Source organism: Lysobacter sp. Soil_C_15 (assembly GCF_057657315.1).
This window is the reverse complement of sequence record NZ_JBDGIR010000001.1, coordinates 670,188-692,174: the sequence shown is the minus strand read 5'-3', so window position 1 is coordinate 692,174 and position 21,987 is coordinate 670,188. Positions and strand designations below refer to the sequence as shown.

Annotated in this window: 19 protein-coding genes; 10 read left to right on the top strand and 9 right to left on the bottom strand. The window is 72.1% G+C overall.

Going from position 1 to position 21,987, the window contains the following annotated elements; all coding sequences use genetic code 11:
• Positions 1-18: 18 nt before the first annotated feature.
• The 6 genes from AC3A57_RS02885 to AC3A57_RS02860 all read left to right on the top strand — a co-directional run bounded on the left by AC3A57_RS02885 (position 19) and on the right by AC3A57_RS02860 (position 6,467).
• Entirely contained in the window at positions 19-702 is a 684-nt protein-coding gene (locus AC3A57_RS02885; protein ID WP_221670435.1) for a YdcF family protein, read from the top strand.
• Between the two features lie 356 nt (positions 703-1,058).
• Positions 1,059-1,214, top strand: coding sequence for a hypothetical protein (locus AC3A57_RS02880; protein ID WP_487577487.1), 156 nt, complete (start codon positions 1,059-1,061; stop codon positions 1,212-1,214).
• 64 nt (positions 1,215-1,278) lie between these two features.
• On the top strand, positions 1,279-1,431 hold the full coding sequence (locus AC3A57_RS02875) for a hypothetical protein (RefSeq protein WP_221670434.1): 153 nt from the start codon (positions 1,279-1,281) through the stop codon (positions 1,429-1,431).
• Positions 1,432-1,492: 61 nt separating this feature from the next.
• The gene (locus AC3A57_RS02870) at positions 1,493-3,889 is read left to right on the top strand and encodes a DUF4135 domain-containing protein (protein WP_487577486.1); all 2,397 of its coding nucleotides are present in this window, start codon (positions 1,493-1,495) and stop codon (positions 3,887-3,889) included.
• Positions 3,886-5,070: a hypothetical protein gene (locus AC3A57_RS02865; protein ID WP_487577485.1), complete on the top strand. Its 1,185-nt coding sequence runs from the start codon at positions 3,886-3,888 to the stop codon at positions 5,068-5,070. The genes AC3A57_RS02870 and AC3A57_RS02865 overlap by 4 nt, the downstream gene beginning before the upstream one ends.
• Positions 5,067-6,467 carry a JmjC domain-containing protein gene (locus AC3A57_RS02860; protein WP_487577484.1) on the top strand — a complete coding sequence of 467 codons (1,401 nt, stop codon included), beginning with the start codon at positions 5,067-5,069 and terminating at the stop codon, positions 6,465-6,467. The genes AC3A57_RS02865 and AC3A57_RS02860 overlap by 4 nt, the downstream gene beginning before the upstream one ends.
• A gap of 129 nt (positions 6,468-6,596) precedes the next feature.
• Here AC3A57_RS02860 and AC3A57_RS02855 read toward each other — a convergent pair whose 3' ends face one another.
• Positions 6,597-7,298, bottom strand: a complete 702-nt coding sequence (locus AC3A57_RS02855) for a helix-turn-helix domain-containing protein (protein WP_487577483.1) — start codon at positions 7,296-7,298, stop codon at positions 6,597-6,599.
• 263 nt (positions 7,299-7,561) lie between these two features.
• On the opposite strand from AC3A57_RS02855, the gene AC3A57_RS02850 reads away from it, so the two are divergent.
• Positions 7,562-9,856 (top strand): serine hydrolase domain-containing protein, encoded by a 2,295-nt coding sequence (locus tag AC3A57_RS02850; protein WP_487577482.1) that lies wholly within the window; start codon positions 7,562-7,564, stop codon positions 9,854-9,856.
• Positions 9,857-9,960: 104 nt separating this feature from the next.
• On the opposite strand, the gene AC3A57_RS02845 is transcribed toward AC3A57_RS02850, so the two are convergent.
• The 4 genes from AC3A57_RS02845 to AC3A57_RS02830 form a co-directional block, all read right to left on the bottom strand.
• The gene (locus tag AC3A57_RS02845; protein ID WP_487577481.1) at positions 9,961-11,760 is read right to left on the bottom strand and encodes a DUF885 domain-containing protein; all 1,800 of its coding nucleotides are present in this window, start codon (positions 11,758-11,760) and stop codon (positions 9,961-9,963) included.
• Positions 11,761-12,090: 330 nt separating this feature from the next.
• On the bottom strand, positions 12,091-12,546 hold the full coding sequence (locus AC3A57_RS02840) for a cytochrome c oxidase assembly factor Coa1 family protein (RefSeq protein WP_487577480.1): 456 nt from the start codon (positions 12,544-12,546) through the stop codon (positions 12,091-12,093).
• 34 nt (positions 12,547-12,580) lie between these two features.
• A complete protein-coding gene (locus AC3A57_RS02835) occupies positions 12,581-14,800 on the bottom strand; it encodes a S9 family peptidase (RefSeq protein ID WP_487577710.1) in 2,220 nt (739 codons plus the stop codon).
• Between the two features lie 79 nt (positions 14,801-14,879).
• Entirely contained in the window at positions 14,880-15,590 is a 711-nt protein-coding gene (locus tag AC3A57_RS02830; RefSeq protein ID WP_487577479.1) for a glutathione binding-like protein, read from the bottom strand.
• A gap of 176 nt (positions 15,591-15,766) precedes the next feature.
• Between AC3A57_RS02830 and AC3A57_RS02825 the strand changes: the two genes are divergently transcribed.
• Positions 15,767-16,411 (top strand): TIGR00645 family protein, encoded by a 645-nt coding sequence (locus AC3A57_RS02825; RefSeq protein WP_487577478.1) that lies wholly within the window; start codon positions 15,767-15,769, stop codon positions 16,409-16,411.
• Positions 16,412-16,426: 15 nt separating this feature from the next.
• Here AC3A57_RS02825 and AC3A57_RS02820 read toward each other — a convergent pair whose 3' ends face one another.
• Positions 16,427-17,431: a M61 family metallopeptidase gene (locus tag AC3A57_RS02820; protein WP_487577477.1), complete on the bottom strand. Its 1,005-nt coding sequence runs from the start codon at positions 17,429-17,431 to the stop codon at positions 16,427-16,429.
• Positions 17,432-17,494: 63 nt separating this feature from the next.
• Here AC3A57_RS02820 and uvrD point away from each other — a divergent pair, with 63 nt between their 5' ends.
• Positions 17,495-19,672, top strand: a complete 2,178-nt coding sequence (uvrD, locus tag AC3A57_RS02815; protein ID WP_487577476.1) for a DNA helicase II — start codon at positions 17,495-17,497, stop codon at positions 19,670-19,672.
• Positions 19,673-19,940: 268 nt separating this feature from the next.
• Positions 19,941-20,360 carry a hypothetical protein gene (locus tag AC3A57_RS02810; protein WP_487577475.1) on the top strand — a complete coding sequence of 140 codons (420 nt, stop codon included), beginning with the start codon at positions 19,941-19,943 and terminating at the stop codon, positions 20,358-20,360.
• A gap of 10 nt (positions 20,361-20,370) precedes the next feature.
• On the opposite strand, the gene AC3A57_RS02805 is transcribed toward AC3A57_RS02810, so the two are convergent.
• The 3 genes from AC3A57_RS02805 to AC3A57_RS02795 form a co-directional block, all read right to left on the bottom strand.
• Complete coding sequence (locus tag AC3A57_RS02805) at positions 20,371-20,943, bottom strand: hypothetical protein (RefSeq protein WP_221670420.1); 573 nt, start codon at positions 20,941-20,943, stop codon at positions 20,371-20,373.
• A gap of 116 nt (positions 20,944-21,059) precedes the next feature.
• Positions 21,060-21,485, bottom strand: a complete 426-nt coding sequence (locus AC3A57_RS02800; RefSeq protein WP_221670419.1) for a GNAT family N-acetyltransferase — start codon at positions 21,483-21,485, stop codon at positions 21,060-21,062.
• Between the two features lie 117 nt (positions 21,486-21,602).
• Positions 21,603-21,947: a DUF2782 domain-containing protein gene (locus AC3A57_RS02795; protein ID WP_487577474.1), complete on the bottom strand. Its 345-nt coding sequence runs from the start codon at positions 21,945-21,947 to the stop codon at positions 21,603-21,605.
• Positions 21,948-21,987 lie beyond the last annotated feature (40 nt).

The window sequence follows — 21,987 nt, the reverse complement described above, 5'->3', positions numbered from 1 at the left end:
GTTTCCGCGCCGCATCGCATGAGCAGTCGCCTGTCCCATCGTCTGTCGCTGTTCGGCGACCGCGACGTGCTGCACGTCGCGGCGGTGGCCTCGGCCGCCTGCGTGCTCAGCGCCGGGCTGGTCTACGTCGGCTATTTCGTCCACGTGCTGCGGGTGGCGCGCAATGCGCCGTGCCAGCCCGAACGCGGCGAATGCGTGCTGCTGTTCGGCAAGCACGCGCCGGGCGGGCGCCTGGACCACGATTTCGAAGCGCGCCTGGACCGCGCGGTGTCGCTGTGGCGCGAGCGTCCGCCGGCCAGCGTGGTGCTGCTCGGCGGCGGCGCCGACGACGAGCCGACCGAAGCCGAACTGGCCCGTTCCGGCCTGCTCGCGCGCGGCCTGTCGGCCGACGCGCCGCTGCGGCTGGAAGCCGAATCGCGCGACACCCTGCAGAACCTGCGCAATGCGCGGGTCCTGCTCGGCGAGGGCATGCGTACGCGGGTGACCCTGCTCAGCAGCCGCTATCACCTGGCGCGCTGCGCCCTGTTCGCGCGCCAGCTCGGCTACGACTGGGAGCTGTGCGCGGCCGAGCCGCGCCTGCGGCTGAGCCCGCGCATGCTGCTGCGCCTGGCCGGCGAGGCCGCCTACGTGTGCATGAGCGACATCGGCGCGCGCTGGGCGCAACTGATCGGCAATCGGCGGATGCTCGAGCGGATACGCTGATTCGGGATTCGGGATTCGGGACTCGGAAAAGCGGTGGAGGCCCGATGCTGCGGGCGCACATAGTCCGGGCGATGGTCGCGGCCTGGGTAGTTAGCGTTTTCCCTTTGTTTTCCGGGCGCTTCGCTACCTCCGACGGTGGCGGCCGCGTTCGCGCCGGACCCGGCGCCGAGGCGAAGCTTGCGAAGCCGCTCACGGTTTGCGCGCCCGCTGGCGGGCGTGGCGTCGGCATGGGCTAGAGTCGGGACGCTTCGCCGCGGGCGTACGGAGGTATGCGCGTTGCGCCGCGAAGCGTTCGTGCGCGGAGTCGCCGACGGTGCCGCTCCGCGCGTTCCAACGCGTACTCAAGGAGAGCCACCGTGAAGCAAGCCGCCACCGCGAAAGCGTCCGCGCCGGCCGTTGCGCCGGCCACCCGCGTCAAGCTCGAACCGACCCCGCAGCCGTTGAGCAAGCCGATCCCGGCTTCGGCGTCGTACGCGCCGCGTTCGTGCAGTCGTTTCATCTATTGCGTCTGATCCTGCGCCCCTGACCGCGGCGCGCCCGCGTCGCGGCTCGTCACCTGCCCAAGGAGATGGTCCGATGAAGATGAAGAAGTCCAAGCCCGCCCCGTCCACCGCAACCAAGCAGCGCCAGGCCGTGCCGGCGCTGGCGATCGGCGAACTGCGCAAGCAGGCCGCCGCAGGCGCGAGCTTCGTGCCGGCCACCTGCCGCCGCATCTACTGCATTCCGTGATCGGCACCGCGGCCGGCGCCTCGCGCCGGCCGCGTCGTCGCGGTTGCGGCGACGCGGCCCGATGAGCGAATCCTGGTTGGATCTGCCGCCCGCGCCCGGGTCCGTCGACGCGCCGGCCTCGCCCGCCGCGCGTCGGTTGCTGGCCGCGGTCGCCGAAGGCGGCATCGCCTGGTGGTGGCCGCCGCGGGCGCGCCTGGGCGACGACGGCTTGTTGGTTCCGCTGCGCCCCTGGCGCGGCGCACGCGCCGCGCGACGCATCGGCAATGGCTTGCGCGATGCGCGCCTGGCGCCGTGGCTGGCCTTCCTCGATGCGCTCGACCGCGACTGCGCCGCGCTGGCGCGCGCGCACGCCGCACGGGTGCGGCCGGCCGCGCTGGCGCTCGACAACGGCGAACTGCACGCGCCGGTGCTGGACCTGGCCCTGCACTGGTGCCTGGCGCCGCGCCGGCCGCGCCTGGCCGCGCGCCTGCGCGCCCTGCGCGAGCGCCACCGCCGGTTCCTGGAAACGTTTGTGCGCCGCCTGGCGCGCGATCTGCGCAGCGGCGCGCTGGTCGCGCACGCCGGCGTGGACGGCCCGGTGACGGCGCTGTGGGCGCATCCGGAAGAAACCCACCATGGCGGCCAGCGCGTGCTGCGCGTGAGTTGGGCCAACGGCGTGGTCCTGGCCTACAAGCCGCGACCGGCCGATGCCGAGATCGCCATGCTCGGCGAGGACGGCGTGTTCGCCTGGATCAACGCGTTGGCCGGCGGGCCCGGTGCGGTGCGGCTGCCGACGCTGAACAGTTTTCATGGCCGCGGTCGCGACCGCGATTACCTGTGGCAGGAATGGATCGCGCCGCCGCCTGGTTACGGCCGCCTGCGCGGCCGCCGCCTGCATGCGACGCGCTTGGGCCGCGCCCAGGCGCAGCGCCTGTGGCGCGATGCCGGCGCCCTGGCCGGCGCCTGTTTCGGCCTTGGCCTGGTCGACCTGGGGCCGGGCAACCTGGTCTGCGGGCTGCGCCACGGCCGGCCGCAACTGCTGCCGGTGGACCTGGAGGTCTGCCTGTTTCCGGTACAGCGGCTGGAGGACACCGGGCTGACCGTTGGCGAACGCGATCGCGGCCGTTATCCGGCCGGGTTCGAACGCGACGCCGCGCGCGGCGACAGCGAGGGACCGGACTGGGCCTTCTTCGACCGCGACGACGGCGGCGCGCAATTGCGCGCGGTGGCGCGGCCGTGGCGGCGCGAGCAGGCGCCCGGTCTGGTCGCCGATCGCGCCGGCCGGGTCGGCTACGGCGCCTATCCGCTGCAGTTCCTGCGCGGCCTGTTCGAACTGTGGATGCGCCTGCACCTGCATCGCGACGAGTTGCGCGCGGCGCTGCGCACGCGCCTGCGCGGGCACCGCACCCGGGTGCTGCTGCGGCCGACGCCCGACTACGCCGCCGCGCTGGACCCGCACGCCGCGACGGCGCCGGACCTGCGCGGCTACACCGCCGGCGAACGCGCGCAACTGCGTTGCGGCGACGTGCCTTATTTCTACACCCGCCTGGATAGCGACGCGCCGCTGCTGATGCAGTCGCCGTCGGCCAGCGGCCCGGCGCTGCGCGTGCGCGGCGCCTTGCCGCAGCCGCGCGAACGGCTCAATCCGCAGCCGGCGCGACGTCGCGGCGAAGGCTTCGACTTGCTCGACCTGGCGGTGGCGGTGCGCGATGCGGTCGCCCATGTGCTGGCCGATCTGAGCGCCGCGCACGGTCGCTGCGGCGAACTGCACGATCCGCGCCTGGGCGTGCGCCTGCACTGGCTGGGCGCGCAGGACGGCGAAGCGGGTTTCGACTGGAAGCGTCAGGACCGGCGCGTGGTCTGCCGCTGGCAGGGCGATGAGGTGAGCCTGCGGGTGGAGGCGATTTCGCAGCCCGGCGAGGCGGTCGAGGCGAATCAAGACGGCGCGGACCAGGACGACGCCGGCGCGGTAGCGCAGCGCTTGCTGCGCATCGACCGCATCGATGCGGCCCTGCGCACGCCGTGGACCGACGGCGGTTTCGCCGATGCCGCGCTGGAGGCGCAGCTGCAGGCGCATGTGCAGCAGTCGATGGCCTGGTTGCAGGCGGTGGTCGAACGCCACGGCTGGCCGGGGCGCGCGCGGGTCGGCGACGCCGCGGCCGCGGCCGCCTGCCGTCTGCTCCAGCACGCCGACGGGCCGCGCGCGTTCCAGGACCGTTGCCTGCGGCTGATCGCCGCGGCGGCGCGCGACGGCGACATGAGCCTGCGCGAGCTGGCCTATCTGACCGACGCCCTGCGCGTGCAGCGCGGGCGCAAGCAGCGCTACGGCACCAAATTCCGTCGCCGCGACGAGGGCTTCGAACCCTGCCCGATCGAGCGTCCGCGCGAGGTCGACCGTCGCCGCCGGGCGATGGGCCTGGAGCCGCTGGCCGAGTACGCCGCGCGCATCCACGGCCAGTTCGCGGCGGCGCGCGAATGAGCGCGCCGATCGACTGGAGCGGCCTGCAGGCGCATTGGCGGCGCCGCGCCTGCCGCCTGCAGGGCACGGCGCCCGCCCTGGATGCGACGCGCGCTTACGCGTTGGTGCGCCGCGCGGCCGAACCGTTCCGCGCCGGCACCCGCTTCCTGGCCCTGCCCGACGTGCGCTTCTACGTCGACGGCGGCTGGATGCGCGCGCCCGGCGATCTGTTGCCCGGCGCGGAGGACGCCGACGCGGCCGGCTATGTGGCGCGGGTGCGCGCGCGCCTGGACGGGCGCCGTTTTCAGCTGCGGGTGAGCCAGCCGCTGTTTCTCGACTATGCGCTGTGGGCGCAGGCGCGCGACGCCCTGGCCGGCCTGTTCGAGCGCTTCGGCCAGCCGAGCCTGGCGCTGAGCGCCGAACTGTGGCTGGGCGATGCCGATGCCGGCACGCTGGGGCCGCGCTTCGAGCCGGCGGCGGCGAGCCTGCGCCTGCCGCTGCTGGGCGGCAGCGAAGTGCGTTGCTGGCGCGCGCGCCCGCGCGCCGGCGCCGCGCCGGCGCGGATCCTGCGCGCCGCCGCGGGCGAAGCGCTGTACTGGCCCGAAGCCGGCTGGGTCGAGGAGGCCGATTTCGGCCCGACCCTGGGCCTGGCGGTGAGCGTGCCGGTCGGCGGCGAACAAGCGGCGGTAGCGGTCAAGGATGTGCTGGCCGAACTGGTGGACGCCGAACTCGGCGAGCAGGCGCAGGTGGCGATGCTCGACTTCCCGCCGCGCGGCCGCGCCGCGATCGCGCCGCTGCAGCAGGTCGCCGCGCAGATGCGCGCGGCGGTGGCCGGCGGCGATCTGCAGCGCGCGCTGCGCGCGAGCTGGGCCGCGCGCGCCAGCGCCGCGGGCTTGGAGCCGGTGCCTGCGCCGCGCGAAGAGCGCTTGGCGCCCGCCGACCGGGTCGGCCTGGACCGGCGCAACCCGTTGCTGCGCCTGGCCGATGGCGAGCGCGAGTGGTGGGCGGTCAACGGCCATGCGTTCTCGATGCCGGCGCATCCGCGGGTGGACGCGCTGCTGCAGGCGCTGCAAGGCGGCGCGCCGGTCACGGTCGCGCAACTGTGCGCCGGTCCGCGGCGGCGTGTCGATCCGGGCCTGCTCGCGTTGCTGCAAAGGCTGCACGATCTGCGCGCGATCGAGCGCGAGCGGGTGCCGGCATGAACCGATCGCTCGAGCGCGCGTCGTTGGAGACCGCAACGTCCGAGAACCTAGCGTTCGAGGGCGCGATGCCGGAAACCGCGCGGCTCGAGTCGCCGCCGCAAGCGCCGATCGAGCGCGGCGCGCTGGATTGGGAGGTCTTCGCCGACGAGGACTGGGACCGCCGCCCGGTGCTGTTCAAGGGCGCGCTCGCCGGCGGCGGCCCGTTCCGGCCGGCCGAGGTCTACCGCAGCGCCCTGGTCGCGACCCGGCGCAGCCGCGCCCGCCTGCCGGGCGAGCCGGACAATGCGGTGGTGACGCTGGGCCGGTTGCAGCAGCTCGATCCCGCGCCGTGGATGCCGCAGCCCGGCGACGGCTCGCTGGCCGGCTATCGCGAGCGCATGCTGGCGACGCTGGGCGCGCGCCGCTACGCCCTGGTGATCAGCGCTTTCCACTCCTACCACGCGCCGTTGTGGCGGCGCGAGCGCGCGTTCTTCGCCCCGCTGTGGCGGCGCATCGGGCTGCCGCTGACCGGCGCGATCACCACCTTGTTCCACGGCAACTACGAGTCGACCCCGGTCGGCGTGCACCGCGATCGCTTCGCCACCTTCATGGTGCCGATCGAAGGCCGCAAGCGGATGCGCTTCTGGGCGCGCAAGCCGTGGACCGAGGCGGTGTCGACCCTGCCGGATTACCGCGCGCACCTGGCGACGTCGTTCCTGGTCGAGGCCGGCCCGGGCGACCTGCTGTACTGGCCGGCCGACTACTACCACGTCGGCGAAAGCGTCGGCGGCGGCGTGTCGACCAGCGTCAACATCGGCATTCCGCGCACCGAGCATCGGCCGGTGTACGACCTGGAAGACCTGTTGGTCGACATCGGCCGCGCCGCGTCCCTGGTCGACCCGGCCGCCTCGCTGCTGCGCGCGCGCATGCCGGCCGACCTGCCGGCGCTATGGCCGCGCGCCGATGCTTCCGGCGACCGCCTGCCGGCGCGTCTGCCGCCGGCGCTGCAGGCGGCGCTGTCGCTGGTCGCCGACGCGGCGCGGGCGAACGCCTTGAGCGCGCGTACCGCCGCGGTGTCGCTGCAGCGCTGGTCGGCGGGCGGTTTCGAGCCGGTGCCGGCGCTGCGCCGGGTCGCGTTGCCGGCGCGCTCGGCGCGGCTGGTCCTGCGCCGCGACGCCATGCTGCTGCAGCGGCGCGAGGCCGGCGGCTGGCGCTTCGCCGCCGACGGCCACAGCCTGCGCCTGGACGGCGCGGCGAACGCGGCGCGGGCCTTGCTGGCGCGGCTGCGGACCGGCGCTGCGACGACCGTGGCCGAGGCGCTGCGCGACCCGCGCCGCGGCGGCCGGGCCGAACGCGAGGCCGTGCTGGGCTGGCTGCTGGCCGCCGGCGCGTTGCGGCGCTGTCGCGACCGATCATGAAAGCGGGTCATGAAAGCGCGTACGGCGAATTTTCCGATCGGGAAAATCCGCCGCCGTGACCGCCGTTTGCGGCCGCTGTGACGGCTATTCGCCGCCCGGCGTGCGCGCGGTCTGGGCCCGCGCGGCCGTTCAGCCGGACAGCCGCTGCGGCCGCGCCTCGCGCGGCGTCTCGCGCGGCGTCTCGATGGGGTAGCGGTTCGACAGCGCCGCGCGCAGATGATTCTCGTTGCCCGAGCACACCGCGAGCAGGCGGCAGGGGCCGGGTGCGGCAGCGATGTAGGCGTGGCCCATCGAACTGTCGAAATAGATCGAATCGCCGACCTCCAGGCGCATCGGCGCGTACAACTCGCTGTGCATCTCGATGCTGCCTTCCAGCACCATCGCGTACTCTTCGCCGGCATGGCGTATCAGTTCGCCGAACTCGTCCAGGCTGCGCGCATGCACGTCGACGATGATCGGCACCAGGCGCTTGTTGAGCAGTTCAGAAGCGGGATAGCGATGGTCGTAATGCTCGCTGCGGATCGCATAGCCTTCGCCGGCGCGGGTGATGCTGCGGCGGCCGGCGAACTGGTCGTTGCCGCTCGCCGCCGGCGCGGCGAACAGCTCGCCGATGTCGACTTCCAGCCCTTGCGCGATGCGGGTGAGCTTGTCGAAGCTCAGCGACATCTTGCCGTTTTCGATTTTCGATAAGGTCGAGATCGGCAAGCCGGTGCGCGCGCCGATCTCGGCCAGCGTCCAGCCGCGCTGTCGCCGCAGCGCGCGCAGGGCGACGCCGGGATTGTGGGCGGCGGGAGCGACGGCGGTTACGTGCTTGCTGCGCATGGCGGGCATGGGAGCGGCCGTAAAGGTTGCCTGCAACGACTCTAGGCGCGCCGCAGGGGGCTTGCCAAGCGGGGACCGACGAGGCTGTACGCAGGCGCAAGCGATTTTGCGAAAGGCGAAATCCGTGCGCGGCGCGAACGGCCGTGCGGAGCGCAGGCGGCGAACGCGTACACTGCGCGCGGCGTTGCGGACGGTATCTGATCGCCATCACAGCGCGTCGCGTGCCGGCCGGCACCGCGCGCGGATCGGCGCCGAGGACTTGCGGGGGACGGATGAAGGCGAGAGCGGACAAGGGCAGGGTGTTGGCGGCGTTGCTGGGCGCCGGCTTGTGCTGGAGCGCGGCCTGGGCGCAGACCGCGCCGCGGCCGGTGGACCCGGCCGAGGTACGGCCCGACCCGCCGCCGGCGGCCGCGAACGCGCCGGCGCCGGTCGCGGCCACGCCCGACGCCTTCCCGGCGGCCCCCTCGGCGGTGCCGCTGCGCACCGCGCCGGTCGAGGCGCGGATCGCGCCGAGCGCGCCGGCGCCGACCGAGGCCATCGACCCGTACGCCGAACCGCTGGGCGTGATCGCGACGCCGAAAGCCGGCGCCGCGCGCGCGCCGGCGCGGATCGAGTTGCCAATCGAGCTGCCCACCGGCTTGCCGCCGGCGCTGGCCGAACCGGCGCCGGCGGATGCCTCGGCGTTGGCGGCGGCGATCCTGCTCGAGCCGGGTGCGCGTTCGCCGCAGCCGGCCCTGACCGCACCGGACCTGGAGGCCTATGTCGACGGCCTGGTGCCGTCGGCGCTGGCTCGCGGCGGCCTGGCCGGCGCGGTGGTGACGGTGGTGCGCGACGGCCAGGTCCTGCTGTCCAAGGGCTATGGCTATGCCGACCTGGCCCGGCGCAAACCGATGGACCCGGCGCGCACCCTGGTGCGGCCGGGCTCGGTGTCCAAGCTGTTCGTCTGGACCGCGGTCATGCAACTGGTCGAGCAGGGCAAGCTCGACCTCGATGCCGACGTCAACCGCTATCTGGATTTCCGCATCCGCGACTACGCCGGCAAGCCGGCGACCCTGCGCCAGCTGATGACCCACAGCGCCGGCTTCGAAGAGTCGACCAAGCATCTGTTCGCGCGCGACGCGGCGCATCTGCTGCCGCTGGGACGCTATCTGCGCGAAGTTCAGCCGCGCAGGATCTACCCGCCGGGGACCGTGCCGGCGTACTCGAACTACGGCGCGGCGCTGGCCGGCTACATCGTCCAGCGCGTGTCCGGACTGCCGTTCGACGAATACGTCGAGCGCCGGGTGCTGGCGCCGCTGGGCATGCGCCATTCCAGTTTCCGCCAGCCCTTGCCCCAGGGGCTCGCCGCCGATCTGGCCCAGGGCTATGCCCAGGCCGGGGCGGCGCCGATCGGTTTCGAATACGTCAATCCCGCGCCCGCCGGCAGCCTGTCGGCGACCGCCCAGGACATGGCGGCGTTCATGAGCGCCCAGCTCGAAGCGGGCCGCTATCGCCAGGCCGCGCTGCTGCAGCCGCACAGCCTGCGCCAGCTGCATGCGGCGGCGTGGCGGCCGATCGCCGGCCTGGACGCGATCGGCCTGGGCTTCTTCCGCCGCGACGGCCGCGGCCCATTGGCGATCGGCCATGGCGGCGCGACCGAGGCCTTCCAGAGCATGCTGGTGCTGTTGCCCGAGCACGGCGTCGGCCTGTTCGTGTCCGCCAGCGGCCCGGGCCGCGCCGGCCGCGCGTTGCACCGCGACCTGGTCGACGGGGTGATCCGGCGCTATTTCCCGAGCCCTGTGCCGGCGCGGCCGACCCTGGCCACCGCGCGCCTGCACGGCGAGCAGATCGCCGGGCATTACGAGAACAGCCGCAGTTCGGCCAGCAACTTCCTCGCCATCGCCCGTCTGCTCGGCGGCGCGACCGTCCGCGTCCACGACGACGCCACGGTCAGCGTTTCGACCCTGCGCACGCCGGACGGCCGGCCCAAGCGCTGGCGCGAGGTCGGCCCGTACCTGTGGCAGGAGGTCGGCGGCGACAGCCTGCTCGCGGCCAAGCTGCGCGGCACCGAGGTGGTCGCGGTGAGCAGCGACGACGTGCCGGCGGCGATGTGGCTGCAGCCGGTGCCGGCCTGGCGTTCGCCGGGCTGGATGCTGCCCGCGCTGGCGGCGGCGTTGGCGGCGCAGCTGGCGGCCGCGTTGCTGTGGCCGGTCGCCGCGCTGGTGCGCCGGCGGGTGCACCGCGGCCTGGGGCTGGACGCGCGCGCGTTGCGCTGGCGGCATTGGCTGCAGGCCGGGGTGGTGGCGAACCTCGCCCTGGCGGCTTTGTGGGCGTGGATCCTGGCGCGGATCGAGGCTTCGGTGCGGATGCTGGACGGCGGGCTCGACGCTTGGCTGCGCCTGGCGCAGCTGCTGGGGCTGGCGAGCGCGGCGACCGCGGTCGTCGCCCTGGTCTACGCCTGGCGCCTGTGGCGCTCGCCGCCGCACCGCCTGCGCCGGATCTGCGCGGTCGCGCTCGCCCTGGCCTGCGCGGCGACGGCCTGGTCGGTGTTCGCGTTGAAGACGGTGACTCCGGCGCTGATGTATTGAGCGGCGCCGCTCCTGCAAGTGCCCGCGCGGCATCGCCGTAACGACGAAGGCCGCGGTGTTCGCCGCGGCCTTCGCTTTCGAACATCGAACGTTTGGCCGTGCGCTCAGCGCTTGTCCTGCTTGGCGACGAAATCCTCGCGCACCGACTTGGCCAGCAGGCCCGGCGGCAGCATGCCCTGGTCGAGCAGGAAGTTGTTGAACTTGAGCCGGTCGAAGCGATCGCCGAGCTTGAGTTCGGTTTCCATGCGCAGCTCCAGGATCCGGCTGTAGCCGTAGAAATAGCTGCCGGCCTGGCCCGGGGCGTTGAACATGTAGCGGTCCAGTTCCTGCTTGGTCATCGCCTCGGAGAAGCCGACCTGCTCGGCCAGCACCTTGCCGGCGCTGGCGCGGTCGGTCAGGCCGAGGTTGAGCATCGGGTCGAGGATCGCGCGGGCCGCGCGCAGCAGGCGGAACTGCAGCGCGATCAGCTGTCCGTCCAGCGGCTCGTACGGCACCATCTCGGCTTCGGCGTACAGCGCCCAGCCTTCGACGTTGACCGAATTGAAGGCGAACATCGAGCGCGCCAGCGACACGCCGCGCTCGACCATCGCGGTGAACTGCAGTTCGTGGCCGGGGCGGCCCTCGTGCGCGGACAGGGTCCAGGCCGCCGACTCGTAGTTGAAGTCGTCGTAGTGCAGGGCCTTGCCGCCGGCGCTGGGCACCGCCACCGGCAGCACGAACTGGCCCTGCTGGCCGGTGTTGCCGACCAGCGGCGCGGGCAGGAAGTGCGGCGCCGGCTGCGCGGCCGATTCGGCCTCGCTGCCCAGGCGCATCACCATCGGCCGCTGCGGCACGTCGACGATCCGTTCCTTGCGGATGATCGGGTCGATCGCGTCGATGATCTTGCGGTAGCGCGATTCGAGCTGATCGTTGGGGATGGTGTCCTTCTTCAAGGCGCGGATCACCGCGACGTAATCGTGCGGGTCGGCCACCTTCAGGCCCTTGGCCTGCGCGACCAGCGGCGCGAGTTGGCGCATCGCCGCGCGGGTCTCCATGAACTCGACCTGGGCGCGGCGGATCAGCAACTGCGGATCGACGTCGATGCCGTACTGCTTGAGCGAATAGGCGTACAGCTCCGGCGGCAGGCGCGCGTCGCTGCGCGCCTTCGGCAGCACCGCGCTGCGGGTCCACTGGCCGTACTCGCGCAGCTGGGTTTCCATCGCCTTCAGCGCCGGCTCGGCGCCGTCGATCTTGTACTTCTCGAACAGCTTGCGGATCCCGGCGACGTAGGTGTCGACGTTGCCCAGCGCCTGCTCGACCTCGAGCTTGGTCGGCTGCAGCAGGGTCTTGTCGGCCAGGCGTTCTTCGTAGCGCTGCCGCGCCAGTACGGTCAGCGGCTCGCTGCCCGGGGCCAGGCCGACGTAGGCCTGCAGCCGCTGCAGCGCGTGCGCGCGGCGTTCGGCCGGGGTCTGGTCGGAGAGCAGGGCGCGCATGCCGGAGAACACCGTCTGCGGCGCGTCGAACCAGGGCAGGACCAGGCGTTCGTTGAGCGCGCTGCCTTCGATGTTGTCGTCGGCGGCCTGGATCAGGATTTCCAGGTCCTGGCGCACGCTGGGGTCGCGTTCGCCGGCCAGCTTGGCCTGCAGCTCGCGCTTGGCCTGCTCCATCGCGGCGCGGAAGCGCTTGCCGACCTCCGGCTTGAGGTCGCTGACCTTGTCGTCGTAGCCGGGCACGCCGAAGAACGACATCTGCTCGGGCGAGAACTGGCCCTGGGCCTTGATCAGGATGTTGGTGTATTCGTTGCTCTGCGCGACCCAGGCCGGAACCGGCTTGGCGACTGCGGCCGCGGCCGGAGCGGCGTCGGCGGCGTGGGCGAGGACGGGCGCGGACAGCGCCAGGGCGACGGCGAGGACGAGCGGCTTCATGGGCGGTCCCGGTGGATGATTGCCGGCCAGCATCGGCGCTGGCCCGGCCGCGGCCAAGCGCCGAAGGTCATGCGTGCGATGGCGCGCCCATTTCGCCGTGCGGACTCCGGTAGGAGCGGCGTCCCACAGGGATTTGCTCCGGTCATGAGCGCTGACCCACCGCAGCGGCGTGGGTCAGCGCAGCGACCGAAGTCCGGCCAGCGGCGCGGTTCGGCATGGAGCGACATGGCTTCGGCCAGCCGCGTGCTACCTCACCGCTTCGGTTGTCGCGGCTTATGACCGGAGGAAATCCCTGTGGGACGCCGCTCCTGCAGGAGCGCGGTCGCGCTCCTACGATTCCCCGTTCTCCATTCCCGGTTCCCCGCCCTCCAGCAAATCGATCCGCTCGCCGCTGCCGTCGACGTCGATCTGCATCACCCGGTAATCCCAGGCGCGCTTGCGATAGCTGCCTTCGACCTGCACATCGGCCTCGCCGCGCGGGCCGCGGATGAAGATGAACAGCTGCGCGGTGCCGCCGTCCTTCTGCTCGACCGCGCCGAGGATCGTTCCGGTCGGTTCGATCGGTTGGCCCAGGGCGGCGATCGCGCGCGGATCGGCCTGGGCGCGGCGCATCGCCTCGCGGTAGGGCTCGGAGTCCTTCATCGTCGACATGAAGGTGTACATCACGCCCAGCCCGACCGCGGCCGACAGCGCGATCGATACCGTCAGGGCGGCGATCAGCAGCAAGATCCAGTGGCGCTGGACCCAAGGTTTCTCGGCGGCGCGGGCGGGGCGGGGAGCGTTCATGGCGGTCGATTCCGTTCGGTGCGGGCGCGCGCGGTCAGCGCTTGAGGCAGCGGGCGAAGAAGTCCTCGGTCAGGCGCAAGCGATGCAGCGCGTCGCGCCCGCGCAGGCCGTGCTTGGCGCCGGGGTAGGTCATCAGTTCGAACGCTTGCCCGCGTTGCTGCAGCGCGCTCATCAGCACCGTGGAGTTGGTGAACAGCACGTTGTCGTCGGCCATGCCGTGGATCAGCAGCAGCTTCGAGCGCAGGCCGTCGAGGTGTTCGAGCACGCGGCCTTCGCGATAACCGTCCGGGTTGTTCTTCGGCAGGTCCATATAGCGTTCGGTGTAGTGCGTGTCGTACAGGCCCCAGTCGGTAACCGGCGCGCCGGCGGCGCCGCAGGCGTACTGGTCGCTGGCCTTGGCCAGCAGCATCAGGGTCATGTAACCGCCGTTGGACCAGCCGTAGACGCCGATCTTCGAGCCCTCGACCCAGGGCTGCGACTTCAGCCACTTCACCCCTTCCAACTGGTCGGCGACTTCGACCGTGCCCTGCTTGCGGTACAGCGCGCCGCCGAACGCCGCGCCGCGGCGCGGGGTGCCGCGGTTGTCGATCGAGAACACCACATAGCCCTGCTGGGCCAGGTACTGGTTGAAGTCCGGCATCCAGCTGCGCTTGACCGTCTGCGTGGCCGGGCCGCCGTAGACGTAGACCACCACCGGGTAGCGCTTGGCCGGATCGAAGCCGGTCGGCTTGATCAGGCTGTAGTGCAGCGCGGTCTTGCCGTCGGCGGCCGGAATCGTGCCGAACTCGGTCGGACGTTGCGCGGCGCGGTACGGCGCGAAGGGATGCTCGGGATCGGCCAGGTCGTTGTCGATCAGCGTCGCGATCCGGCTGCCGTCGTTGCGGTACAGCTCCAGCTGCGGCGGCGTGGTCGGGTTCGACCAGGCGTCGACATACACGCTGGCGTTGTCGGCGAAGCTGGGCGAGTGATAGCCGTCGTTCTTGGACAGGCGTTCGATCGGGCCGCCGGCCAGCGGCACGCGGTAGATCTGGCTGTCCAGCGGCGAGTCCTTGCCGGCGGCGAAATACACCTGCCCGGCGGCCTGGTCGATCGCCAGCACGCTGTCCACCGGCCACTCGCCCGAGGTCAACGCGGTCGCCTGGCGGCCGTCTTCGGACAGCAGGTACAGGTGTTCGTAGCCGCTGCGCTCGCTGTTCCACAGGATCCGACCGTCCTTGAGGAAGCGCAGGTCGTTGTGCAGCGGCACCCAGGTCTTGCTGGTCTCGGTGACCAGCACGCGCTGCTTGCCGCTGGCCAGTTCGGTCTCGATCAGCTCCAGGGTGTGCTGGTCGCGCGATTGGCGCTGGAAGGTCAGGCGCTGCGGATCGCGCCAGTCGACCCGGGCCAGGTAGATGTCCGGGTTCTTGCCCAGGTCGATCTCGCGCGGCGCGCCGCCGCCGTTGCGTCCGATCGGCGCGACCAGCAGGCGCACGCGCACGTTGGCGTCGCCCGCGGCCGGATAGCGCTGCTCGATCACGTCGGTGCGGTCCGGATAGACCTCGTAGCGCTTCTGGATCGGCACCGGGGTTTCGTCGATGCGCGCGAACGCGATCGCCGAATCGTCGGGCGCCCACCAGTAACCGGTATGGCGGTCCATCTCCTCGTCGGCGACGAACTCGGCCACGCCGTTGCCGATGCTGTCGCTGCCGTCGCGGGTGAGCTGGGTCGCCTTGCCGTCGGCCAGATCGATCACCCACAGATTGCGTTCGCGCACGAAGCTGACGTAGCCGCCCTTGGGCGAGAGCTTGGGATCGGTGGCGAAGCCTTCGCCGTGGGTGAGCTTGCGCACCGCGGCCTTGCCGCTCTTGCCCAGGTCGTACAGGTACAGCTCGCCGCCGAGCGGGAACAGCAGGCGCTTGCCGTCCGGCGACCACTGGTAGTCGACGATGCCCGACAGCGCGGCGATGCGCTGGCGCTCGCGGCGCGCCTTCTCGGCGTCGCTGAGCACTTCCTCGCCCGGCAGCACGTCGTCGGAATCGACCAGCAGCCGGGTCTTGCCGCTGGCGATGTCGTAGGCCCACAGGTCCAGCCGGTTCTTGTCGCGCTGCTTGCCGCGCAGGAAACCGACCTGGCTGCCGTCGGGCGCGATCTTCGGCTTGACCAGGCTCGGGCCCGACAGCGGCGCGTCGCCGGTCAGCGCCTCCAGGGTCAGGCGGCCGTCGCCGGCGGTCGGCGTGGCGGGAGCGGCGAACACGGGCGTGGCGGTCAGCGACATGGCGAGCAGGCAGAAGGCGAGGCGGGACAGGCGCGGTTTCATGCGGGCGGAAGTTCCGGTGCGGGCGTGGAGCGCGCCGTCAGGGCGTCGGCGCGGGCGTGCCGAACAGATGCTTGCGCATCTCGTCGGTCATGGTCTTGTCGGCGCGATAGGCCTGGCCGATCGCGTAGGCGCGGGCGAACGCCGGCCGCGCGGCCAGCGTTTCGTACCAGCGCCGGACGTTCGGGTAGCGGGCCAGGTCGACGTGGTGCCATTCGTGTTCGCGGGTCCAGGGGTGGCAGGCGAAATCGGCGAGGCTGAGTGTATCGGCGGCGACGAACTCGCGCCCGGCCAGACGCCGGTCCAGCACCCCGTACAGGCGTTCGGTCTCGCGCTGATAGCGGTCGATGGCGTAGGGCACCTTTTCCGGGGCGTAACGGTTGAAGTGATGGTTCTGGCCCAGCATCGGGCCGTAGCCGCCGACCTGCCAGAACAGCCATTCGCCGATCTCGACCCGGTCGCGCGCGCTGTCGCCGCCGTAGCGGCCGGTCTTTTCCGCCAGATACTGCAAGATCGCCCCGGATTCGAACACGCTCAGCGGCGCGCCGCCATCGGCCGGGGCGTGGTCGACGATCGCCGGCATGCGGTTGTTGGGCGAAATACGCAGGAAATCGGGCTTGAACTGGTCGCCGGCGCCGATGTCGACCGGCTTGATCGAATACGCCAGGCCGGCGCCGTCGGCGTTGGCCTCTTCCAGCAACAGGGTGATCTTGTGGCCGTTCGGGGTGGGCCAGTAGTGCAGGTCGATCATGGGGGATGACTCCGCCGGCAAAGGCCGCAGTGTAAGCGCGGCCCGGCGCACGGGGCCTGGGCCCGGATGGAATGGCCCGTCCCGCCGATCGGCCCTGGGGCCGGCCCGACATGACGGCGGCCATCGTCGCGGGCTACTCTTGGGCGCTGTATCTGTCTGATTTCATGAGCTACCCCATGTCCGATCCCAAGATCAACCGACTCAATCCCCTGCCGGCCCTGATCTTCAGCTCGCGCTGGTTGCAGCTGCCGCTATACCTGGGCCTGATCGTCGCCCAGGGCGTGTACGTGTTCCAGTTCGTGCGCGAGCTGATCCACCTGGTCCACGACGCGGCGACCCTGACCGAGCAGTCGATCATGCTGATCGTGCTCGGCCTGATCGACGTGGTGATGATCTCCAACCTGCTGGTGATGGTGATCGTCGGCGGCTACGAAACCTTCGTCTCGCGCCTGCGCCTGGAAGGCCATCCGGACCAGCCGGAATGGCTGAGCCACGTCAACGCCAGCGTGCTCAAGGTCAAGCTGGCGATGGCGATCATCGGCATCTCCTCGATCCACCTGCTCAAGACCTTCATCGGCGCCGGCAACCTGGGCCTGCCGCTGTGCGGCACGCCGGAGGCTTTCACCGCCGCCCAGGCCGCGGCCGCCGCGACCGCCAACGGCGTCGCCAACGCCACCGCCGGCTGCAGTCAGCTGACCGAACAGGGGGTGATGTGGCAGGCGCTGATCCATTTCCTGTTCATCATCTCGGCGATCGGCATCGCCTGGACCGACAAGCTGATGAGCAGCGCCGCCGCGCACAAGCCGGCCAAGGCCCACTGAGGCCCGGGTGCGGACTCAGCGCGCCGGCGCGGTCGCCGGCGCGCGCATGATCGCTGCGCGCAGGCGCGCCGCCTCGGCGCGCTGAGAGAACCGCAGCCGGCCGTCCTCGACGCTCAGGCCCAGCGCCGCGTAGCTCGCCTGCTGCGCGGGGAACTCGCGCAGCGCGGCGTGGCGCCGGTACAACCGGGCGAACACGCCCGCGCCGCCGGCGCGGTCGAGCGCGGCGACGAATCGCTGCGGGCTCAGCTCGGCGCCGCCGTCCAGGCAGCAGCGCGCATACCGCGCCAGCGCCCGGTCCAGGCTGCTGCCGTGCTCGCGGCGCAGGGTCACGTCGGCATCCAGCCAATACGCGGCGCCGGCCCAGTACACCCGCATGGTGCCGGCGCGGCCGCGGCCGATCGCGTCCATGCGCGCGCCCGGGCCGACCCGGCGTCCGCGCGCGAAACCGGCGTCGAGCCGGCGCCAGGCTTCGTCGGCGCTCAGCAGGCCGGCGCGGGCGCGCAGCACGTTCTGGTAGTAGCTGGCCAGGCCCTCGGCCAGCCAGCGGCCGTCGTCGCCGAGAAAGGGGTGGAACAGATGGGCGAGTTCGTGCACCGCGGTCCAGTCGGCGCGCAACTCGTCCAGACCGGCGTCGGCGCGCACGAACAGCAGCACCGCGACCCCGTCCGCGTCGCGCCGGGTCTGGCCCCAGGGCACCGGGCTGCGGTCGCGTCCCGGCGGCACTTCGCGGATCCGCACCTCGGCGTAGTCCAGCGGCAGTTGTCCGAATGCGGTCGATGCGGCGCGCGCGCACTCGTTCAGCCAGCCCTGCAGCAGCGCGGCGCGGGCCGGGTCGGACGCGTTCTCGACCACGATCCGCAGCCGGCGCGCGCCGTCGCTAAACTCGCGTATGTCCTCGCGTGTGTCCTCGCGTATGTCCTCGCGCACGTCCTCGGCCGCGCCCCGGGCCTGCGCATGCAGCGTCGCCGCGGCGAGGGCGACGGCGGCGAGGCGGCGCAGCCAGGGTGAACGGGTCGGCATGTTCGGCTTGGATCTTGGCGGCGCCGCGAAGGTTCCCGCAGGCATCGCCGCTACAATAGCGCGATGGACGTATCGCACCTGCTCGACGCACTCAATCCGGCCCAGCGCGAAGCCGTTTCGGCCCCGCCCGGCCACTATCTGGTCCTGGCCGGCGCCGGCAGCGGCAAGACCCGCGTGCTGACCCACCGCATCGCCTGGCTCAACGAAGTCTTCGGCGTGCCGACCCACGGCATTCTCGCGGTGACCTTCACCAACAAGGCCGCCGGCGAGATGCGCCAGCGCGTCGACGCGCAGCTGGCGCGCGGCGCGCGCGGGATGTGGATCGGCACCTTCCACGGCCTGGCCCACCGCCTGCTGCGCCTGCACTGGCAGGAGGCCAAGCTGCCGGAAGGCTTCCAGGTGCTCGACAGCGACGACCAGCTGCGCCTGGTCAAGCGCGTGGTGCAGGCGCTGGAACTGGACGAGACCCGCTTCCCGCCGCGCCAGATCGCCTGGTGGATCAACGCGCAGAAGGACGAGGGCCGGCGCCCGCGCAACATCCAGCCCGGCGGCGACGACTGGTCGGACGTGATGCTGCGCTGCTACGAGGCCTACCAGGAACGCTGCGAGCGCGCCGGCCTGGTCGACTTCGCCGAGCTGCTGCTGCGCGCGCACGAACTGCTGCGCGACAACCCGGCCCTGCTGACCCATTACCGCACCCGCTTCCGCGAGATCCTGGTCGACGAGTTCCAGGACACCAACGCGATCCAGTACGCCTTCGTGCGCGTGCTCGCCGGCGACACCGGCCACGTGTTCGTGGTCGGCGACGACGATCAGGCGATCTACGGCTGGCGCGGGGCCAAGGTCGAGAACGTGCAGCGCTTCCTGCGCGACTTCCCCGGCGCGCAGACCATCCGCCTGGAGCAGAACTACCGCTCCAGCGCCAACATCCTAGACGCCGCCAACGCGGTCATCGCCCACAACCCGGACCGGCTCGGCAAAAAACTGTGGACCGATACCGGCCACGGCGAGCCGATCGACCTGTACGCGGCCTACAACGAGATGGACGAGGCGCGCTTCGTGGTCGAGCGCCTGCGCCAGTGGGTGCGCGACGGCGGCAGCTACGGCGACGTCGCCGTGCTCTACCGCAGCAACGCGCAGTCGCGCGCCTACGAAGAAGCCTTGCTGTCCGAGCAGGTGCCGTACCGGGTCTACGGCGGCCAGCGCTTCTTCGAACGCGCCGAAATCAAGGACACCCTGGCCTATCTGCGCCTGATCGCCAACCGCGACGACGATGCGGCGTTCGAGCGCGCGGTCAACACCCCGACCCGCGGCATCGGCGAGCGCACCCTCGACGAGGTGCGCAAGCGCGCCCGCGCCGACGCGGTGTCGCTATGGGAAGCCGCGCGCCGCGTGTCCGGCGAAAGCGTGCTGGCGGCGCGCGCGCGCAACGCCCTGGCCGGCTTCGCGACCCTGGTCGACGCCCTGCAGGCCGACGTGACCGAAATCCCGCTGCAGGAGAAGATCGACCACGTGCTGCAGCGCTCGGGCCTGCGCGACCACTACGCCAACGAATCGCGCGGCCAGCTCGACTCGCGCACCGACAACCTCGACGAACTGGTCTCGGTGGCCTCGCGCTTCACCCGCAGCGACGAGGACGATGCGGCGGCGATGCCCGAGCTGATCGCCTTCCTCAGCTACGCCGCGCTCGAAGCCGGCGAAGGCCAGGCTCAGGCCGGCGAGGATGGGGTCCAGCTGATGACCCTGCACAGCGCCAAGGGCCTGGAGTTCCCGCTGGTGTTCCTCGGCGGCCTGGAGGAAGGGCTGTTCCCGAGCGGGCGCTCGACCGAGGAATCCGGGCGCCTGGAAGAGGAGCGCCGGCTGGCCTATGTCGGCATCACCCGCGCGCGCGAGAAGCTGGTGCTGAGCTACGCCGAGACCCGGCGCATCCACGGCATGGACATGTTCGGCGTGCCGTCGCGCTTCCTGCGCGAGATTCCCACCGCGTTGCTCAACGAGGTCCGGCCCAAGGTCCAGGTGTCGCGGCCGATGTACAACGCCGCGCCGCGCCGCGACCCGGGCCATGCCGCGATCGAGGCGCCACCGGTGCGGCTGGGCGCGCAGGTGCGCCATCCCAGCTTCGGCACCGGTACGGTCACCGACTACGAGGGCAGCGGCGCGCACGCGCGGGTGCAGGTCAACTTCGACGACGCCGGCAGCAAGTGGCTGGTGTTGGCGTACGCGAACCTGCAGCCGGCCTGAGCGGGCCGGCCGCCGCGGCGCGATCGCGTAGCTGCGATCGCGCCGAACCGATCGCGATAGCGACGCCGGGCCGGCCGCGAGCGGCCGCCGGCGCAAGGACGAACCACCGCGCCGCCGCATCGGGCGACGGCGCCGCCAAGGAAAGCGACTCATGGATACAAGCCAAGCTTCGGACCGGCGCGCTTCGGATCGGCCTGCTTCGAATCAGCGTGCTTCGGATCGGCCTGCTTCGAATCGGCCTGCTTCGGATCGGCACTGGAACCTGACGTTGTTCGGCTACGGCCTGATCGGCCTGTCCGCGGTCGTCGCGGCGCACCCGCAGGCCTATCTGTTCGGCAAGGTCATGAGCGTGCCGGGCTGGGCCCCGGACCTGCCGTTCGGCATGGGTTTTCACGAGCTGGTCGGCTTCGCCTTCCTCGCCCCGATCGCCTGGCTCAGCCGCGGCACCGGCGCGGCGGTGCGCGGGCTGCTGTTCTGCCTGCTGCTGACCCCGGTGCCGGCCCTGCTGCGCTTCGCCGCCGATCCGGACCAGTGGCACAGCGGGCTGCCGGTCAACCTGGCGTTCAATTACCTGTGGATCCAACTGGCCTGCATCGCGCCGGCGCTGGCGGCGGTGGTGCCGCGGCTGGCGGTGGCGTCGTGGCGGCTGCTGCGGCCCGGTCGCGCCGACGCGGGCGGCACGCGCTGAGCGCGGCGCGCTACGGCGCTTCGGGCAGCTCGAACGAGCGCAGCAGCAGGTCGAAGCCGGGTTGGGTCTTGTCCAGGTCCTGCTCGGCGCCCTGGGTGATCAGGAACGCGCTGCGGCGCGCGCCGGTGACCTTGCGGTACTCGCGCCGGTGCGGCACGTCGACGCCGCCCAGGCGCAGGCTGTAGCGCTCGCGGATCGCGCCTTCGGCGAAGCCGCCGCGCTCGAAGCGGTGGCCGGGCACCGACGACGGCGGCAGTTGCCGGTCGGCTTCGGCGGCGAAGCTGCGGGCGAAGGTGTCCAGCTCCTGGCCGCGGCCGCTGCCGACGATGGCCACGAACAGCGCCGAACCCGGGCTTTCCACGGTCAGGTACTGGACCTGGCCGATGCGCCGGTCCTCGCCGATGCGCCAGTTGCCCGGCACCTGCAGGCGCAGGCCGGGCGCGTCGTAGCGTTGCGGATGCTCCAGGTCGGCGGCGCGTTCGCCGCAGCCGGCCAGCAGCCAGGCGAGCGCCAGCAGCCACGGCAGCCGAAACCCGGCGGCCGCTGCCCGCCCGCGCGATTGCCGTCGGAACCCGAGCGCCATCGACGTCGTCCCTGTCGCCACCCCCCGTGGCCCCGCCACCCTAGCAGGCCGCGCGGACGATCTCGTGTGCCGTTCGGGCCGGAGCCGCGCGACGGTTCAGCGTCGCGTCGCCGGCCTCAGTCGAGGGCGACGCCGAAGTGGAAGGCTTCGATGCGCAAGCGCTCGCGCAGGTAGAAGGCGTGCGCGTCCTGGCGCTGGGTGCCCGAGTCCAGCTGCAGGCGCGCGCAGCCCAGGCGCTTGGCCTCGGCCTTGAGCCAGTCGAGCAGGGCCTTGCCGTAGCCGCGGCTGCGCACGGTCTGGTCGACGATCAGATCGTCGACATAGACATGCAGGCCGACCGCAAGCATCTCCATGACCCGCCAGCAGGCGAACGCGCGCGGCAGGCCTTGTTCGTCGTAGGCCACGGTGGCGCGGCAGCCCTCGGCGATCTGGCGATGCATCTGGGCGACGAAACGCTCCTCGTCGAAGTCCGGGCGCAGCTGCGAGACCAGCGGCCAGACCTGGCGCAGGGCGGTGTCGCCGACGATGGTGCGGATGTCCATGGGGCCAGGAGATAGCGGAGAGGAGTGGGGAGCGAGCGAAGGCCAGAGCAAGAACAGAGGCTGGGATTCGGCGGCGAACCCGCTCACTCCTCGCTCCTCTCCACTCGCTCCTGGCTCCTACCAGCTGAACAACTTGAAATACACCGGCGACACCGTGCCCTCGCCCTTGCTGCTGTCCAGGCGGCCGTCGCCGTTTTCGTCGACCAGGTAATAGATCGGGCCGCGCGCCGGGGTCACCTTGACCGCGCGCAACTGGCCGGCGACGCGGTATTCCTCCAGCACGTCGCCGTTCTCGACCGTGCGGGTGCGGATTTCGGCGTTGCGCAGGCCGGCGGTGGGGTCGTCCGCGGCGGCGCCGGCGCTGGCGCAGCCGGTCAGGGCCAGGGCGAGCAGGGCGGTGGCGGCGAACAGGGCCCGGGGCGAGGCGAACACTGCGACCGACGTCGCGTTGGGGGCGCGCATGGCGGTTCTCCATTCTTGGGCGGTTGCTTCAGGCCGACAG

What these genes read in the sequence shown, in the direction of transcription:
- AC3A57_RS02885 (WP_221670435.1), top strand. Translation starts at nt 19, where the DNA reads ATGAGCAGTCGCCTGTCCCATCGTCTGTCGCTGTTCGGCGACCGCGAC.
- AC3A57_RS02875 (WP_221670434.1), top strand. Translation starts at nt 1,279, where the DNA reads ATGAAGATGAAGAAGTCCAAGCCCGCCCCGTCCACCGCAACCAAGCAG.
- AC3A57_RS02870 (WP_487577486.1), top strand. Translation starts at nt 1,493, where the DNA reads ATGAGCGAATCCTGGTTGGATCTGCCGCCCGCGCCCGGGTCCGTCGAC.
- AC3A57_RS02865 (WP_487577485.1), top strand. Translation starts at nt 3,886, where the DNA reads ATGAGCGCGCCGATCGACTGGAGCGGCCTGCAGGCGCATTGGCGGCGC.
- AC3A57_RS02860 (WP_487577484.1), top strand. Translation starts at nt 5,067, where the DNA reads ATGAACCGATCGCTCGAGCGCGCGTCGTTGGAGACCGCAACGTCCGAG.
- AC3A57_RS02855 (WP_487577483.1), bottom strand. Translation starts at nt 7,298, where the DNA reads ATGCCCGCCATGCGCAGCAAGCACGTAACCGCCGTCGCTCCCGCCGCC.
- AC3A57_RS02850 (WP_487577482.1), top strand. Translation starts at nt 7,562, where the DNA reads ATGAAGGCGAGAGCGGACAAGGGCAGGGTGTTGGCGGCGTTGCTGGGC.
- AC3A57_RS02845 (WP_487577481.1), bottom strand. Translation starts at nt 11,760, where the DNA reads ATGAAGCCGCTCGTCCTCGCCGTCGCCCTGGCGCTGTCCGCGCCCGTC.
- AC3A57_RS02840 (WP_487577480.1), bottom strand. Translation starts at nt 12,546, where the DNA reads ATGAACGCTCCCCGCCCCGCCCGCGCCGCCGAGAAACCTTGGGTCCAG.
- AC3A57_RS02835 (WP_487577710.1), bottom strand. Translation starts at nt 14,800, where the DNA reads ATGTCGCTGACCGCCACGCCCGTGTTCGCCGCTCCCGCCACGCCGACC.
- AC3A57_RS02830 (WP_487577479.1), bottom strand. Translation starts at nt 15,590, where the DNA reads ATGATCGACCTGCACTACTGGCCCACCCCGAACGGCCACAAGATCACC.
- AC3A57_RS02825 (WP_487577478.1), top strand. Translation starts at nt 15,767, where the DNA reads ATGTCCGATCCCAAGATCAACCGACTCAATCCCCTGCCGGCCCTGATC.
- AC3A57_RS02820 (WP_487577477.1), bottom strand. Translation starts at nt 17,431, where the DNA reads ATGCCGACCCGTTCACCCTGGCTGCGCCGCCTCGCCGCCGTCGCCCTC.
- uvrD (WP_487577476.1), top strand. Translation starts at nt 17,495, where the DNA reads ATGGACGTATCGCACCTGCTCGACGCACTCAATCCGGCCCAGCGCGAA.
- AC3A57_RS02805 (WP_221670420.1), bottom strand. Translation starts at nt 20,943, where the DNA reads ATGGCGCTCGGGTTCCGACGGCAATCGCGCGGGCGGGCAGCGGCCGCC.
- AC3A57_RS02800 (WP_221670419.1), bottom strand. Translation starts at nt 21,485, where the DNA reads ATGGACATCCGCACCATCGTCGGCGACACCGCCCTGCGCCAGGTCTGG.
- AC3A57_RS02795 (WP_487577474.1), bottom strand. Translation starts at nt 21,947, where the DNA reads ATGCGCGCCCCCAACGCGACGTCGGTCGCAGTGTTCGCCTCGCCCCGG.